Annotated in this window: 12 protein-coding genes and 1 tRNA gene; 11 read left to right on the top strand and 2 right to left on the bottom strand. The window is 60.1% G+C overall.

Annotation, left to right across the window (positions count from 1 at the left end):
* Nucleotides 1-14 precede the first annotated feature (14 nt).
* The 7 genes from AC3A5O_RS19485 (at nt 15) to AC3A5O_RS19455 (ending at nt 10,515) form a co-directional block, all read left to right on the top strand.
* Nucleotides 15-368 carry a DUF2934 domain-containing protein gene (locus AC3A5O_RS19485; RefSeq protein WP_122564612.1) on the top strand — a complete coding sequence of 118 codons (354 nt, stop codon included), beginning with the start codon at nt 15-17 and terminating at the stop codon, nt 366-368.
* A gap of 227 nt (nt 369-595) precedes the next feature.
* Nucleotides 596-2,755: a glycogen debranching protein GlgX gene (gene glgX, locus AC3A5O_RS19480; RefSeq protein ID WP_122564613.1), complete on the top strand. Its 2,160-nt coding sequence runs from the start codon at nt 596-598 to the stop codon at nt 2,753-2,755.
* A gap of 248 nt (nt 2,756-3,003) precedes the next feature.
* Nucleotides 3,004-3,768 (top strand): PIG-L deacetylase family protein, encoded by a 765-nt coding sequence (locus tag AC3A5O_RS19475; protein WP_122564614.1) that lies wholly within the window; start codon nt 3,004-3,006, stop codon nt 3,766-3,768.
* Between the two features lie 225 nt (nt 3,769-3,993).
* Nucleotides 3,994-4,797, top strand: coding sequence for an endonuclease/exonuclease/phosphatase family protein (locus AC3A5O_RS19470; RefSeq protein WP_487753582.1), 804 nt, complete (start codon nt 3,994-3,996; stop codon nt 4,795-4,797).
* A gap of 181 nt (nt 4,798-4,978) precedes the next feature.
* Nucleotides 4,979-7,438: an autotransporter family protein gene (locus AC3A5O_RS19465; RefSeq protein WP_487753581.1), complete on the top strand. Its 2,460-nt coding sequence runs from the start codon at nt 4,979-4,981 to the stop codon at nt 7,436-7,438.
* A gap of 294 nt (nt 7,439-7,732) precedes the next feature.
* Nucleotides 7,733-8,647, top strand: coding sequence for an autotransporter domain-containing protein (locus AC3A5O_RS19460; RefSeq protein WP_122564617.1), 915 nt, complete (start codon nt 7,733-7,735; stop codon nt 8,645-8,647).
* 242 nt (nt 8,648-8,889) lie between these two features.
* Nucleotides 8,890-10,515, top strand: coding sequence for an NADP-dependent glyceraldehyde-3-phosphate dehydrogenase (locus AC3A5O_RS19455; protein ID WP_305470991.1), 1,626 nt, complete (start codon nt 8,890-8,892; stop codon nt 10,513-10,515).
* A 19-nt stretch (nt 10,516-10,534) separates the two neighbouring features.
* On the opposite strand, the gene AC3A5O_RS19450 is transcribed toward AC3A5O_RS19455, so the two are convergent.
* Nucleotides 10,535-11,428, bottom strand: coding sequence for a DMT family transporter (locus tag AC3A5O_RS19450; RefSeq protein ID WP_122564619.1), 894 nt, complete (start codon nt 11,426-11,428; stop codon nt 10,535-10,537).
* Nucleotides 11,429-11,561: 133 nt separating this feature from the next.
* Between AC3A5O_RS19450 and AC3A5O_RS19445 the strand changes: the two genes are divergently transcribed.
* On the top strand, nt 11,562-11,999 hold the full coding sequence (locus AC3A5O_RS19445) for an Lrp/AsnC family transcriptional regulator (RefSeq protein WP_122564620.1): 438 nt from the start codon (nt 11,562-11,564) through the stop codon (nt 11,997-11,999).
* Nucleotides 12,000-12,473: 474 nt separating this feature from the next.
* Here the strand turns inward: AC3A5O_RS19445 and AC3A5O_RS19440 are convergent, their stop codons facing one another.
* On the bottom strand, nt 12,474-13,145 hold the full coding sequence (locus AC3A5O_RS19440) for a Bax inhibitor-1/YccA family protein (RefSeq protein ID WP_122564621.1): 672 nt from the start codon (nt 13,143-13,145) through the stop codon (nt 12,474-12,476).
* Between the two features lie 124 nt (nt 13,146-13,269).
* On the opposite strand from AC3A5O_RS19440, the gene AC3A5O_RS19435 reads away from it, so the two are divergent.
* The 3 genes from AC3A5O_RS19435 (at nt 13,270) to AC3A5O_RS19425 (ending at nt 16,394) form a co-directional block, all read left to right on the top strand.
* Nucleotides 13,270-13,357, top strand: a tRNA-Ser gene (locus tag AC3A5O_RS19435).
* A 124-nt stretch (nt 13,358-13,481) separates the two neighbouring features.
* A complete protein-coding gene (locus tag AC3A5O_RS19430) occupies nt 13,482-14,336 on the top strand; it encodes an SPFH domain-containing protein (RefSeq protein WP_122564622.1) in 855 nt (284 codons plus the stop codon).
* A 261-nt stretch (nt 14,337-14,597) separates the two neighbouring features.
* Nucleotides 14,598-16,394 (top strand): DAHL domain-containing protein, encoded by a 1,797-nt coding sequence (locus AC3A5O_RS19425; RefSeq protein ID WP_487753580.1) that lies wholly within the window; start codon nt 14,598-14,600, stop codon nt 16,392-16,394.
* The last annotated feature ends 21 nt before the right edge of the window (nt 16,395-16,415 follow it).

The following is a 16,415-nucleotide window of genomic DNA, read 5'->3' as shown; positions in this document are numbered from 1 at the left end:
TCAGGAGCACTGCGATGAGTACCGACGATAAACGCATTCGCGAATTCGCCTATCAGATCTGGGAGTCCGAGGGTAAACCCACCGGGCAGGAAAAACGCCACTGGGAGATGGCGCGCAAACTGGCCGAAGCCGAAGCGCTGGCGCCCAGCAAGCCACCCAAGGCCGCGAGTAAATCGGCGGCCAGCAAAACCGACGGCGCCAAGCCTGCTGCCGCCAAGAGCACCACGGCCAAGCCTGCCGCAAAAAACACCACCCCCAAGGTCAAGCCAGCGGCCAAGCCTACTGCGGCGACTGCCGCGACAGTGCCACCGGCGAACAAGACAGCCGACAAGAAGCCACGAGCACCGCGCAAACCGCCGGCGGTTTGATTCATCCTATCGGTCTCTTCGCCAGGTGGGAGCAAAGCTTGCTCGCGAAGCAGGCGCCTCGATGTCTGAAGGAGCGCATCTCTTCATCGCGGGCAAGCCTTGCTCCCACAAGGAAGCAACTTTGTCCCACATAACGGGATAAATCCCCTCGCTACAGGTGAAGGGTGATGCCATCCCTTTCAAGTGAACCGCACCGCTGTATCTGTCTGTTTTTTGCAGGAGCAACTATGACCCGTCCAAACAAAACCACGCCGCCGCCCGTTATCGAGGCCTCGCGGATTCGTGAAGGGCTGCCTTTTCCACTGGGTGCAACCTGGGATGGCCTCGGGGTCAATTTCGCGCTGTTTTCAGCCAATGCCACCAAGGTCGAACTATGCATTTTCGATGATGCCGGCGAAGTCGAGCTCGAACGCATCGAGCTGCCGGAGTACACCGACGAGATTTACCACGGTTATCTGCCGGATGCCCATCCGGGATTGATCTACGGCTATCGGGTCTATGGCCCGTACGACCCGGCGAACGGCCATCGCTTCAACCCGAACAAACTGCTGATCGATCCTTACGCCAAGCAACTGGTCGGCCAATTGAAGTGGTCCGAAGCCCTGTTCGGCTACACCATCGGCCACCCCGACGGCGACCTCAGTTTCGATGAGCGTGACAGCGCCCCGTTCGTCCCCAAGTGCAAGGTCATCGACCCCGCACACACCTGGGGCCACGACCATCGCGTCAGCGTGCCCTGGGACAAAACCATCCTGTATGAAACCCACGTACGCGGCCTCACCATGCGTCACCCTGCGGTGCCCGAGAACCTGCGCGGCACGTTCGCCGGGCTGATGGTCGACGATGTGCTGGAGCATATCCGCAAGCTGGGCGTTTCTTCGGTGGAGCTGCTGCCCATCCATGCCTTCGTCAATGACCAGCACTTGCTGCATAAAGGCATGACCAATTACTGGGGTTACAACAGCATTGCCTTCTTCGCGCCCGACCCGCGCTACCTGGCCAGCGGCAAGATCGCCGAGTTCAAGGAGATGGTCGCCCACCTGCACGAGGCCAACCTGGAAGTCATCCTCGACGTGGTCTACAACCACACCGCCGAGGGCAACGAACAGGGCCCCACCCTGTCCATGCGCGGCATCGATAACGCCTCGTACTACCGGCTGATGCCCGACGACAAACGCTATTACATCAACGACTCCGGCACCGGCAACACCCTGGACCTGAGCCACCCCTGCGTGCTGCAAATGGTCACCGACTCCCTGCGCTACTGGGCCACGGAAATGCACGTCGATGGCTTCCGCTTCGACCTGGCGACCATTCTCGGTCGTTACCATGACGGTTTCGACGAGCGCCACAGTTTCCTTGTCGCTTGCCGCCAGGACCCGGTGCTGCGCCAGGTGAAAATGATCGCCGAGCCTTGGGACTGTGGCCCCGGTGGCTATCAGGTGGGGCACTTCCCGCCGGGCTGGGTCGAGTGGAACGACAAGTTTCGCGACACGGTGCGGGCCTTCTGGAAGGGGGATGACGGCCAGCTCGCCGACTTCGCCAGCCGAATGACCGCCTCGGGCGAGATGTTCAACCAACGTGGTCGGCGCCCGTACGCCTCGGTGAACTTCGTTACCGCCCATGATGGTTTCACCTTGCATGACCTGGTGTCGTACAACGACAAGCACAACGAAGCCAACGACGAGAACAATCAGGACGGCAGCAACAACAACCTGTCCTGGAACCATGGCGTCGAAGGCCCGACGGATGATCCCGAGATCAACGCGCTACGCCATCGGCAGATGCGCAACTTCTTCGCCACCCTGCTGCTGGCCCAAGGCACGCCGATGATCGTCGCCGGCGACGAATTTGCCCGTACCCAGCACGGCAACAACAACGCCTATTGCCAGGACAGTGAGATCGGCTGGGTCAACTGGGACCTGAGCGAGGATGGCGCGGCGCTGCTCAAGTTCGTCAAACGCCTGATCAAGTTGCGCCTGACCTACCCGATCCTGCGCCGCGGACGCTTCCTGGTGGGCAACTACAACGAGGACATCGGGGTCAAGGATGTGACTTGGCTGGCCCCGGACGGCAGCGAAATGAGCATCGAACAGTGGCAAGACGGCAATGGTCGCTGCCTGGGCATGCTGATGGATGGCCGCGCCCAGGAGACCGGCATTCGACGCAAGGGTGGCGATGCGACGCTGCTGCTGGTGGTCAATGCGCACCATGACATCGTTAACTTCCGCTTGCCGGAAGTCCCCGAGGGCAGTTTCTGGACCTGCATGGTCGACACCAACCAGCCGACCGTTCGTGGCCAGGAGCGCTTCGATTTCGAATCCGAATACTCTGTCACCGGACGCTCGTTGCTGCTGTTCGAGCTGCAACGCGAAGAAGAGGATTGAACGATTCGCAGTTAACCGATGGGGACCGCAAGGATGCGGTTTTTCCAGCCACACCGTTCAGTTTGAAGAAAAAAATGCAGTTCAGACGCACGTGTCACGAGACGAATCGGCTGACATGGTCAATACTTCCCCTGCGGTAGTCTCCAGGATTCGGAGCGCTGTGAATCGCAGTCATGCCCACATCGGTGCCATCGGACAGTAGGCCCGGTGCATGGCTGAAAGATTGAACACATACAAGGATGTCACTTATGAAGCCCGCCTCTCGCTTGCCTGGCCGGCAGCACCCGCAAATCTGGAACAGTGCTGCGCAACTGGCCGATATTCCGATCATCAGTACCCAGACACTCATTCCCGCTGGCGCTCGCGCCGTCATCCTTGCCCCGCACCCGGGCGATGAAGTCGGGGCCTGTGGCGGATTGCTGCAATTGCTGAGCAACCTGGACCAGCCTATGTTGCTGATCTCGGTCACCGATGGCGCCCTGGCCCACCCCGGCTCACCATTGTGGAACGACGAACGCCTGCGTACGCACCGTCCCCACCCCCAGGAAAGCGTCGACGCCCTGCATCGCCTGGGCATCGCCGCCCATGGCCTGCAGTGGGTACGCGGCGGTTTTCCGGAAAAAAACCTGGCCGAACACGAAGCCGAGCTGGCCTCTTTTATCACCCGTCACCTGCGACCCGGTGACGTGGTGTTCAGCACCTGGCGCCAGGATGGCGACAGCGACCACGACACCGTCGGACGCGCCGGGGCGCTGGCCGCCGACAGGATCGGGGTGGCGTTCAACGAGCTCCCGGTGTGGGCCTGGCACTGGCCGGTCCGCGAACAAAATAAAATCCCCTGGCACCGGGCCCGCAAACTGCGCCTCGACGTCTGGACCACCGCCCGCAAACGTCACGCCATGCACGCCTACGTCAGCCAACTCGCCGGCGAACCGGCGAGCGGCATCGCCCCCTTGTTGCCCAGGGTCATCCTTGACCGGATGGGTTTGCCCTATGAGATTGTCTTCATCTGAACACGCACCTGTAAAAGCTGGGGTTGTTCGCGGATGGCGGCGGTTCAGACCCACTGCCATCGCGAGCAAGCTCGCTCCCACATTGGAACTGCTACTTCTGTACGCCACCAGTCCCTGTGGGAGCGAGCTTGCTCGCGATGGCGATCGACAAGGGTATGAAAAATCCGGAACTGCCGGTGCCTTGGGTCAGTCGCATGAACAAGTACGTCTGATTCAGGAGTGAACGTGACTCAAGATCCCGATTGGCGAGCCGTCGAACCAATACAAAAATCGGACGCGCCTGCGGCGGTTCATCGACTGCGGGTCCTGACGGTCAACACCCACAAGGGTTTTACCGCCCTCAACCGGCGCTTCATCTTGCCCGAATTGCGCGAAGCGGTGCGCAGTACCGGCGCCGACCTGGTGTTCCTGCAAGAGGTACTGGGTGAACATGACCGCCACGCGTCACGCTACGACAACTGGCCCCAGACGTCCCAGTACGAATTCCTCGCCGACAGCATGTGGAGCGACTTCGCCTACGGCCGTAATGCGGTTTACCCCGATGGTCATCATGGCAACGCCTTGCTCTCCAAATACCCGATCCGCCAGTTTCGCAATCTCGACGTGTCCATCACCGGGCCCGAGCGGCGCGGGTTGTTGCATTGCGTGCTGGATGTGCCGGGCCACGCTGCGGTCCATGGGATCTGCGTGCACCTGAGCCTGTTGGAAAGCCATCGCCAGTTACAACTCAAACTGCTTTGCCAATTGCTCGATTCGCTGCCCGAGGATGCCCCGGTGATCATTGCCGGTGACTTCAACGACTGGCAACTGCGCGGCAACCTCGCCCTTGCCCGCCGTGGTTACCTGCACGAAGCGTTCGAGCAGCACCTTGGCCGCCCCGCCAGGACCTACCCGGCCCGCTTCCCGCTGTTGCGCCTGGACCGCATTTACCTGCGCAACGCCAGCAGTCATTCCCCGCAAATACTGAGCAACAAACCCTGGACCCACCTGAGCGACCACCTGCCGCTTTCGGTGGAAGTGCATTTGTAAAGCGAGCCTTCCCTCCCTCTTTCTGAGCGTTGACCTGTAAGTTCTGACAGTAGCGACGCCCTTTAATCGTTGCTAGGGTGCCTTTCCATACAGCGAGCGTTGCCAGGCCCTGTGTGCCATCTGTTGCGCAACCGATGCTGGAACCGGTGTCCATGGGGATGCCGATGCAGAGGGATAGCACATGATTCGGCACGATAAAGGATTCAATCGGCTGTTCAACGCCTTGTGCGTATCGGCCCCCTTCCTGTTACCCGCATCCTCCGCCATGGCGGCCTGCACGCTGGTACCGACCGCAGGCAATGATTCCTATGTCTGCGACAGCGGCACCAGCCCCGGGCTGACGGACCTTTCGGGTAACAACAGCCTGACCATGCCCGCCAACGGCAGCGGCCTCATTACCGGCGACGTCACGTTCGGCGCCGGCGTCGACAGCATCGTGATCAACGCCAACGGCGTGATCGACGGCGATGTACAGCAGGGCTCTGGAGTGGACGATTTCATCATGAATGGCGGCAGGATCCTGTCCCTGGCCCAAGGGGACGGCCTCGATACGTTCGAGATGAACGGTGGAACCATCGTTGACGCATTCGAAGACGGCGACGTTGCGAAGATGACCGGCGGTACCATCGGCCGGGTCGACATGAAACTCGATGACAACGTTTTCGACATGTCAGGCGGCAATATCATTGGCAACCTGGTGACCGGTTTCGGTCAGGACACCATCATCCTCTCCGCGGGACGCATCGGCGGCAATGTCAGCGTCAGCGGCGGCAACGACAGCATCACCGTCAGCGGTGGCGAAATACTCGGCGAGGTCCGGGCCAGTGCCGGCGATGACCAGTTCCAGTGGAGCGGCGGCCTCATTCACTCCGCCGTTTTAATGGGTGTGGGCAACGACACGGCGCAGTTGAGTGCTCTCGATGAAACAACGCTCGCCACCACGCCCAGCGTGGACGGTGAGTTGGGCCAGGACGTCTTGACCTTCGAAAGCAGCACCTCCAGCACCGGCGCCCGTTACCTCAATTGGGAAACGATCAACCTCACCCAAGGCTCCCAACTGGACCTTAACGACACCCTGACCTTGGGTGACAGCGCCACCGCCACCGGGACGCTCACCATCGAAAGCGACAGCACGCTGACGGCGACCCAAGGCGTCATCGCGCCTTTTACCGCCGGTCAACTGGCGACGCTCAACAACGCCGGCACGATAGACCTTACCCAGGGCAACACCCGCACCAACGACACGCTTACCGTCCAGGGCAACTACGTCGGCAACAATGGCCAGCTGCATGTGCAAACGGCCGTTGGTGCCGATGGTTCTGCCAGTGACAAACTGGTGGTCAATGGCGGGACGCTCACCGGCACTACCACCATCATAGTCACGAACCTCGGCGGCACGGGCGCACAGACGACCCAGGACGGCATCGAAGTGGTCCAGGCCCTGGGTGGCGCGGTCAGTGACATCAACGCCTTTTCGCAGGGGCAGTCCATCTCGGCCGGTGCGTTCGATTACCGCCTGTTCAAGGGCGGCGTGACCGGCAATGAAAACAACTGGTACCTGCGCTCCACCGTGGTCGCCGGACCAGTACCAGCCCCCATCCCGACCGCGCCTCCCGCGCCGGGTGCGCCACCCGTGCCGACGCTGCCGCCCTTGCCAACCGCAGTGCCCGGCGCGGCGCCCATCCCGTTGTATCGCCCGGAAGTGCCGACCTGGTCGGTGCTGCCTCCGGCGGCGGCGCAATTGACGTTGATGGCCCTCGGCACATTCCATGACCGTCAAGGTGACCAGCGCCTGCTCACGGAAACCGGCGCATTCGGCGCGGGTTGGGGCCGGGTCTATGGCACAGACCTGAATAAAACCTGGGCCGGCACGGTGACGCCGCAGTTCGATGGGTCGATCAAAGGGTTCCAGGTGGGCAACGATCTATACAGCTCGCAACTGTCCGGCGGCCAGACCCAGCGCATTGGCTTCTTCGTCGGGCACACGGAATTGAACGGCAAGGTCAAAGGCTTCAACCTGGGTTTCGAAGGCCGGCACGCCGGCAAGATAGAACTCGACGGCGACAGCTATGGGCTCTACTGGACGCTCACCGACCCTAGCGGCGGCTACGTCGATGCCGTGGTGATGGGCACGCGACTGAACGGCGACAACCGTTCCGAACGCGGCCTGAAAATCGATAATCGCGGGCACGCCCTGACCGTTTCGGCGGAGGCCGGCTATCCCTTCGCGGTAACCTCAGACTGGGTGTTCGAACCCCAAGCCCAGGTCATCCACCAGAAGGTTTCCCTGGATACGCAAAACGATGGGATCTCCAAGGTCGAATTCGATTCCGACGGTGCCTGGACCGGCCGTGTCGGCGCTCGTCTGAAGGGTCGCTATCAGGTCAGCGGCATGCCCGTGGAACCGTACTTGCGCGCCAATCTCTGGCACACGTTTTCCGGTACCGATTCGGTGACGTTCGACGATACGGAGCGGGTCGAGACCCAACAGCGCGCCTCCACTGGCGACTTGGGCGTCGGCGTCATCGTTAGCCTGGCGCCTGCGGTCAATGTTTACGCCGCTGTCAACTACAGCAACAACCTCGACAGCAACCAGCAACAGAGCACAAGCGGCAATATTGGTGTGCGGATCAGTTGGTAGGCAGACGCTGCGACGGAGGTCTTACGCTTAAACAGCCTTCTTAATAACCAATTTAAATCAGCGCTTTATTGGCGCTGATTTCATCTTGCCATTCATCGTTCAGTTTCTTGACGCACTGCCATCAGTCTTCTTGACTACACCGTACTACCCCCGGAAATACAGTCAGGGGCAGGCCTCTGGAACCCGTCAAGACGGGCCGCCAAAGGCTTGCCTCAATCCATTCGGTCGCCCCTCATTCGGGGTAGGAGAGACGCCAAAAAGCGAGAAATGCATGCGATTGCAAGGCAGGCCCCCATGAAAACTTCCCCCCGTCCACAAGCGTTCACCACCCCTTTCCATACCGTCTCTACGTCGTTGCTGCTGCTTTCATCCATGGAGGCTCAGGCCTGGCCTGCCGAGGAAACCGTGCAACCCTGGTACGACCGAACACCGCCCACCCACCTCGATACGGCACTCATCGGAAGTGAGGCTGCTTCCGGCAAAAGCCCCGCCCTGTTCACCTTGCGAAACGACAGCGGCCATACCCAGCGCATGGGGCTGACCAGCGGGCATAACCAAATCATTTCAACCGGCGGCGGCGTGTTGGTGATGCCCGCGCAGGCCGAACCGGGCAAAGATGCCCTCAACCTGAAAGGTTCGAGCCTCGGTGCCTATTGGAGCCTCACCGGCCCTACAGGCTGGCACATCGACCTGAGCGCCAGCGGCGGCCGGGTCAACGGCTACAGCCGTACCGAACAAGGCCAGCGCCAGGCCACCGAAGGCCATGCGGTAACACTGTCGGTTGAAGGTGGCTTTCCCATCGGCATCAGCACCCACTGGGTGGTCGAACCCCAGGCACAACTGATCAACCAGCGCGTCACTCTCGACACACCGAACGCCGAGAACGGCAACGGCGATGAACTGAGCAGTTGGAGCGGTCGTGTTGGCGCACGACTCAAAGGGACCTATCAGGTCAACGGTCTCGGTGTGGAACCCTACCTGCGAACCAACCTGTGGCACACCGTCCAGAACGTTGGCACCGTGTCCCTGGATAAGGTCGACAAGATCAGCAGCAGCCGAAAATCCTCCACCGTCGAAGTCGGCCTGGGCCTGGTGGCACGGGTCACGCCGGCGGTCAGCCTGTATGTCAGCGCCGATTACAGCAGTGACGTCGACGACAACGACCTCAACGGCGTCATTACCAGCATGGGGGTGCGGATGCGCTGGTGATCCCTATCCCGTAGCAGAAGCTGTGTAGGAGCTGTCGAGCGAAGCGAGGCTGCGATCTTTTGATCTTTCACTTGGGACTCAAGTGTTTGGGAAAAGATCGCAGCCTCGCTTCGCTCGGCGGCTCCTACAACGTCGTCCGGCGCAAGCAATCTGCCGCCACTTAAAAAAGGCGTATAACGCTAAAAGCGTTTCCTACCTGCAAGCCGTCCGCCCATGGCTCATTTCATTGATGGAGTAACGACATGACCACCGCCCCCTTCCTCACCAACCTGTTCCCCGGTGCCGCCGACATCCCCGACGCCTACCGCCTCGAAGGGCGGATCGAGCAGCGCGAATACCTGGTCGACGGCGTCTTGAAAACCTGGCAAGGGCCGCTGGCCGTTGTCCGCAGTCCCGTCTACCTGACCGGCGAGTTGGGCGATGAACAAGTGATCCTCGGCAGCACGCCGCTGCTGGATGCCGAGACCGCCCTCACCGCCCTCGACGCCGCCGTCCGGGCTTACGATCGCGGCCAGGGCCAATGGCCGACGATGCGCGTCGCCGAGCGCATCCGTCACGTGGAAACCTTCCTGGCGCGTATGCGCGAACAGCGCGAGGCCGTAGTCAAGTTGCTGATGTGGGAGATCGGCAAGAACCTCAAGGATTCCCAGAAGGAATTCGACCGTACCTGCGATTACATCGTCGACACTATCAATGCCCTCAAGGAACTGGACCGCCGCTCCAGCCGTTTCGAACTGGAACAGGACACCCTCGGGCAAATCCGCCGCGTTCCCCTCGGCGTGGCCTTGTGCATGGGGCCTTACAACTATCCGCTGAACGAAACCTTCACCACGCTGATCCCTGCCTTGATCATGGGCAACACCGTGGTGTTCAAGCCGGCCAAGCTCGGCGTGCTGTTGGTGCGGCCGCTGCTCGAAGCCTTCCGCGACAGCTTCCCGGCGGGCGTGATCAACGTGATCTACGGCAGCGGCCGGGAAACCGTCAGCGCGCTGATGGCCAGCGGCAAGATCGATATATTCGCCTTCATTGGCACCAACAAGGCCGCTAGCGACCTGAAGAAACTCCACCCGCGCCCGCACCGCTTGCGTGCCGCCCTGGGGCTGGATGCGAAAAACCCCGGGCTGGTGCTGCCGGACGTGGACCTGGACAACGCGGTCAGCGAGGCGTTGACCGGCTCGCTGTCCTTCAACGGCCAACGCTGTACGGCGCTGAAAATCCTGTTTGTCCATGAAGACGTGGCGCCGGCATTCATCGAGAAATTCAACGCCAAGCTCGCCAGCCTGAAACCCGGCATGCCGTGGGAAGACGGTGTGGCGCTGACGCCGTTGCCCGAGGCGGGCAAGGTCGACTACCTGCATTCTCTGGTGGCCGATGCGGTCGCCAAGGGTGCGCAAGTGAAGAATGCCCACGGTGGCGAGTCGCGCAACTCATTCTTCTATCCGGCGGTGTTGTACCCGGTGAACACGGCGATGCGGGTCTACCACGAAGAACAGTTCGGCCCGGTCGTTCCCATCGTGCCGTACCGCGACCTCAATACGGTGGTCGATTACGTACTGGAGTCCGACTTCGGCCAGCAGCTCAGCATTTTCGGCACCAACCCGGCACAAGTCGGCAAGCTGGTGGACACCTTCGCCAACCAGGTCGGCCGCATCAACATCAACGCCCAGTGCCAGCGGGGCCCAGACACCTTCCCGTTCAATGGCCGCAAGAATTCGGCCGAGGGCACCTTGTCCGTTCACGATGCGTTGCGCACCTTTTCCATCCGCACACTGGTGGCGACCAAGTTCCAGGACAGCAACAAGGCGTTGATCAGCGACATCATCCGTGAGCGGGATTCCAACTTCCTGACCACGGACTACATCTTCTGATCCACGCCCGGACGGTGGGCTACGGCAGGGCTGGGCGACGCCACTTGATGCTCCAGCCCTGTTGCATGCCGGCAGCCGCCAGCAGAATCGCCGCCACCCCCAGCCATTGCAGCGGCTCGAGGCGATGGCCGAAGGCGAACCAGTCGACGAAGATCGCTGCGATCGGATAGATGAACGACAATGCCCCAGTCAACGCGGTCGGCAACCGTTGAATGGCGCTGTACAACAGCACGTACATCACGCCGGTGTGCACCATGCCCAGGGTCAATAGGCTGGCCCAGGCCTGGGCGTGTTGCGGCAACACCGAGAAGTTCGCCCAAGGTGCCAACAGCAGCACGCCAGTGCTGACCTGGATCAGCGCGATCAGATGGGGTGGCGTGCCGGTCAGGCGTTTGATGATCAACGCCGCGACGGCGTACAGCAACGCAGCCCCGAGCGCCAACGCAATACCCAGCAGATAGTCACCGCCGCCCTGCCCTTGGTCACCATGGGCACTGACAATGGCCAGCATTCCGAGAAACGACACCGCCAGCCAGAACAGTTTTTGCACGGTGATTTTCTCCCCCAGGAACAACGCCGCCAGCCCTACCAACATGAACGGCTGGACGTTGTACACCGCCGTGCCGATGGCAATCGAAGCACGGGAGTAAGAGGCAAACAGCAATACCCAGTTGCCGACGATCGCCACACCACTGAGCACCGCCAGCAGGAAGGTGGTACGGGTGAGGATGCCGGGGCGCAAAAAGCCGAAACCGGCGCAGATCAATAACAAGGTCACGGCGCCGAACACGCAGCGCCAGAACACCACGTCCAGCACCGGCAAACCGGAAACCAGCACGAACCAACCTATGGTTCCGGAAATCAGCATGGCGGCGGTCATTTCCAGCGAACCGCGGCGTAAGGTCTTGTCCATCTTCAGGCTCCTTCAGCAAGTGGACACAGTATGCCGAGCCGACCGGGGCCTTCTCCATGGCTTGAAAAAGGCTAAACTGCCTTTCGACCTTTTTTATCAAGGCAACTTCACGCATTCGCCTAATGGAGCTGAAATGACTGACGACATTGACCAGATCCTCATCAGTGCCCTGATGGAAGATTCCCGACGCTCTCTCAAGGCCCTGGCAAATCTCAGTGGCCTGTCCTCCCCCAGCGTCGCCGAGCGCCTTCGCCGGCTCGAGGAACGCGGCGTGCTCAGGGGCTACACCGTCGAGGTCGATCCCAAGTGCTTCGGCTATCAACTCCAGGCCATCGTGCGTATCCGCCCGCTGCCGGGACAGTTGCAGGAAGTGGAGCGGCAGATCCAGGGCATCGCTGAATTCACCGAGTGCGACAAGGTCACCGGCGACGACTGCTTCATCGCGCGCCTGCACGTGCGCTCGATGGAACAGCTGGATACGGTGTTGGACAAGCTCAATATCCACGCCGAGACCAATACGGCCATCGTCAAGAAGACCCCGGTCAAGCGGCGATTGCCGCCGATGGCATAGGCGTCCGCCTGGTTTGCCCTGTGGGAGCGAGCTTGCTCGCGAAGAGGCCAGCCTGTTCAACCTCTTCATTGACTGCGAAACCGCTATCGCGAGCAAGCTCGCTCCCACAGGTTTTGCGGTGCACACGGATTTTGTGCCAGCCAAAGATCCAGTGTGGGAGCGAGCTTGCTCGCGATAGCGGTGGCTCAGCCACATAGATGCTGGGCATCCCCCCGCTCTTGCTTTGCTTTTGATCTTGATCTGGACGCCCCGTAAACCACGCTGGCCGAACGCAGGCATTGCGCAGTGGGCTCTTCCAAAAGTGCCCCGCCGTCAGGGCGGAACCCTAAGTAGCCGTTACCGAAGAAACGGATATACACACCAACCCATCCAAAAAATGTCAAAAAAAACGGCGCTTTTCATCTCTGAAAAACGCCGTTTCCACTATGTGAACAGCATCACGCCGAAGCGGGCTGTTCACTCATCACAGTACAATCAGTCGTCACGCCCCATCAGGCCAAACAGCTGCAGCAAGCTGACGAACAAGTTGTAGATCGATACATACAGGCTGACAGTCGCCATGATGTAGTTACGCTCGCCGCCATGGATGATAGCGCTGGTCTGATACAGGATGCAGACCGACGAGAACAGCACGAAGCCAGCGCTGATCGCCAGTTGCAGGCCGCTGATCTGGAAGAAGAAGCTGGCCAGCACGGCCCCCATCAAGACGAAGAAACCTGCGGTGATGAAACCGCCGAGGAAACTCATGTCCTTGCGGGAAATCAGCACGTAGGCCGACAAACCACCAAATACCAGGGCGGTCATGGCAAAGGCCGAGCTGACCACTTCGGCGCCGCCCTGCATTTGCAGGTAGCGATTGAGGATCGGGCCGAGCAGGAAGCCCATGAAGCCGGTCAGGGCGAAAGTCGACACCAGGCCCCAGGCCGAATCACGGAGTTTGTTGGTGAGGAAGAAAAGGCCATAGAAACCGATCAGCACGACAAAGATGTTCGGGTAACCCACCCGCATCTGTTGTGCGACGTAGGCCATCACACCGCTGAAAGCGAGTGTGAGTGCCAGCAGGCCATAAGTGTTGCGCAGGACGCGGCTAACCTCTAGCTGCTCAGCCTGCACGCTGTTGTTCACTGCGTAATCCTGTTCGCGCATGGCGACACTCCTCCGGTTTTGAAACATTCAGTGGCAAGGATCATAACAGACGCTCTGTAACAAGCTACGTAGAGAGTTTGACAGTGTGTTTCATTCGGGTATTATGGCGCCCGCAACGCAATACGGAGGTGTGGCCGAGTGGTTTAAGGCAACGGTCTTGAAAACCGTCGACTGTAACAGGTCCATGAGTTCGAATCCCATCGCCTCCGCCATCTTCTAACGTTAAAGCCCTGATTATTCAGGGCTTTTTCGTGTCCGGCATTCGAAATACCTATTGCAGCTTCAGCATTGGAGATCGCTATGGCAAACCCCACCCCGCCACTCAAGGAAAGAAAAGTGACCAGCAAAACCATCGGCTCCATCGTTGCTGCAATCGTCGGCATCGTCTTGTTGTGCGTGCTGTTCGGCAGCTGGTACACGGTCGACGAGACCGAGCGCGGCGTGCTGCTGCGTAACGGAGCGCTGGTCGGGGTGGTTGAACCGGGTCTGTCCTTCAAGACGCCCTTCATCGAATCCGTACGTATGATCAGCGTCCAGAGCCAAGTCACGGCTTATGAAGACCTGCAGGCCTACAGCAAGGATCAACAGTCCGCCCAGCTCAAGGTCTCCGTGTCCTGGCATATCGCCCCTTCCGATGTGGCGAAGGTCTATACCCAGTTCAAGGACCTTGAAGGCATCCGTGACCGGATGATCAGCCGCCAGGTGCCGACTCAGGTGGAAAACGTCTTTGGCAAGTTCAACGCCGTGGCTGCCGTGCAGAACCGCGTTCAACTGGTCAACGATATTTCCACGGCCATCAAGGCCACCATCACCGGGCCCGTGATCATCGACAGCGTCCAGGTCGAAAACATCGACTTCAGTGACGCCTACGAGAAAGCCATCGAAGCGCGCATGGCCGCTGAAGTCCAGGTCAAGACCCGCGAACAACAGCTCGCCACCGAGCAGGTCCAAGCACAGATCCGGGTGACCCAGGCTCAGGCGGAAGCTGATTCGCAGGTAGCCCAAGCCAAGGCAGACGCGCTGGCGACCGAACTGCGCGGCAAAGCCGAAGCCGAGGCTATCAAGGCCCGGGCCCAGGCCTTGGCCAGCAACCAGAACCTGGTGGAACTGACCAAGGCCGAGCGCTGGAATGGCGTGCTGCCCACCACCGTATTGCCGAACAGCGCCCTGCCCTTCATAGACATCAAGTAACGCCACGGGCGCGGCCTGCCTGGTCGCGCCCGCTCCATCCCGGAGCGTCCTCGCAAGCATCGCCCCTCTCGTAGCGCTACACTCGGCAATGAACCCGACGTTCATCGTTAGCAGGGAGCTCAACGTGTACCCAGGCAAAAGCAGACCGACACGATCCACCGTACGACGATTACCTTGCCTCCCCTTCGGCTCATGCCTTGAGCATCTCCCTCTCCCCGGAAATTCACCGACTCCTTCGATCAGTGCCCACAGGAGAACAGCGTGACCACGCTTATAAAAAAATATAAATGGCCCGCCCTGCTGGCCGTCGCGCTCATTGTGTTTTCCGCACTGATATTCTTTTTGATCAAGTCATACACGTACGACTCGTCGACCTACTTCGAATCCCGCGACTTCATTCGTCAGCTCAAACAATCCGACGCGAACTGGAACAGCAAGATCCTGAGGAAAAAGATCGGCGTGAACAGTAACCTGTCACTGGCGCCGCCACCCGAGGCCGACAGTCGCTGGCAGCAGTTGGAACAGCTCAATAACTCCGGTCCTTTGTCGGCGCTTTGGGCGTCCCGGCGCAAGGGTTATGTGGATGCCGTCAAGAACAAGACTTTGCTGGTGGAGCAATTCGAACAACACAACGCCAATCTACGCACGTCCCTGGATGCGTTGCCGCAGGTCGAAGACCAGATTCAAACGCTGCTCAAGGACATGAACATCGAAAGCCCCATGGAGCGCCTGACCGCGGCGTCCAATGTGCTTGAATTGGCCCTGACAACGCTGGAGTTCGCGCTTTATGCCACCACGGACAAAGCCAAGGAAGTGCAAGGTAAGTTAACTGCGCTGGAACCGTACATCGACCGGTTGCCCGCGACCGATCAGACGCTCTTCATTAGCCTGATCCAGCACGTCAAGACCGTTATCCAGGAGCAACCGGTCGTCAATGACCTGCTTGACCGCATCAGCGTCATCCCGGTTGCCCAGGAACTGGACAACATCAATGAGCTGTTGAACGAGACACAGCGCAGGACGGCCGCAACCGACCGTCAATACCACATTTACCTGGCCGTGTGCGCCAGCCTGATGGCGCTGTTGATGATCTACCTGGCAGTGCGGTTGGTTCGCAGCTACGCCGTGATCAATCAGATCAACCAGGCGTTGCAATCGTCCAACGAACGCCTGGAAGAGCGCGTGCAGGAGCGCACCCGTGAGCTGATGGAAGCCGAGCGCGAACTGGTGGATGCGGCCCGAATGGCGGGCATGGCCGAAATCGCGACGAATGTGCTGCACAACGTCGGCAATGTGCTCAACAGCGTCAATATTTCTGCCGAGTTGGTGACCCGCAAACTGAGGAGCAGCAAAACGCTCGGACTCACGAAAGCGGTCAACATGATGAATGAACACGCCGAAGATCTTGGCCGGTTCATGACCTTCGATGAAAAAGGCCGGTTGCTGCCGCGTTACTTCAACGAGTTGGTCGACTCCATTGCCGCCGAGCAGAGACTGCTTATCGAGGAATTGGCACAGTTGACCAAGAGCATCGATCACATCAAGGAAATCGTCACGACTCAACAAACTTATGCAGGGGCCGCCAGGCTGATCGAACCGCTCAATATCAGCGACCTGTTCGAAGATGCGCTACGCATGAACTCGGGCGCCCTCAGCCGGCATCACGTCACCGTCATCAAGGATTACCAGGACGTACCCGCGATCATGGGGGACAAGCACAGGTTATTGCTGATCCTGATCAACCTGATCAGCAACGCCAAATTCGCCATGTCGCACATCAGCGAGCATCCGCGGGAAATGACCCTGGGAATCCGTATCCTCGACGAAACGACGCTGTGCCTGAGCGTCAAGGACCGTGGCGAAGGCATTTCCCCGGAGAACCTGGCGCGCATCTTCAACCATGGTTTCACCACCCGCAAGGACGGCCATGGCTTTGGCCTGCACAGTTGCGCCCTGGCGGCGGTTGAAATGAACGGCCGTCTGCATGTCCATAGCGATGGACCGGGGCAAGGGGCCCTGTTTACCCTGGAGATCCCGTTGGAGCTGGCGCGCGCCTGATCATAAAAGGGCGCAGGCTGA

It is taken from the genome of Pseudomonas sp. Soil_N_39 (assembly GCF_057655955.1).
The sequence above is the reverse complement of the archived record's forward strand: the minus strand, read 5'-3'. Positions and strand labels throughout refer to the sequence as shown.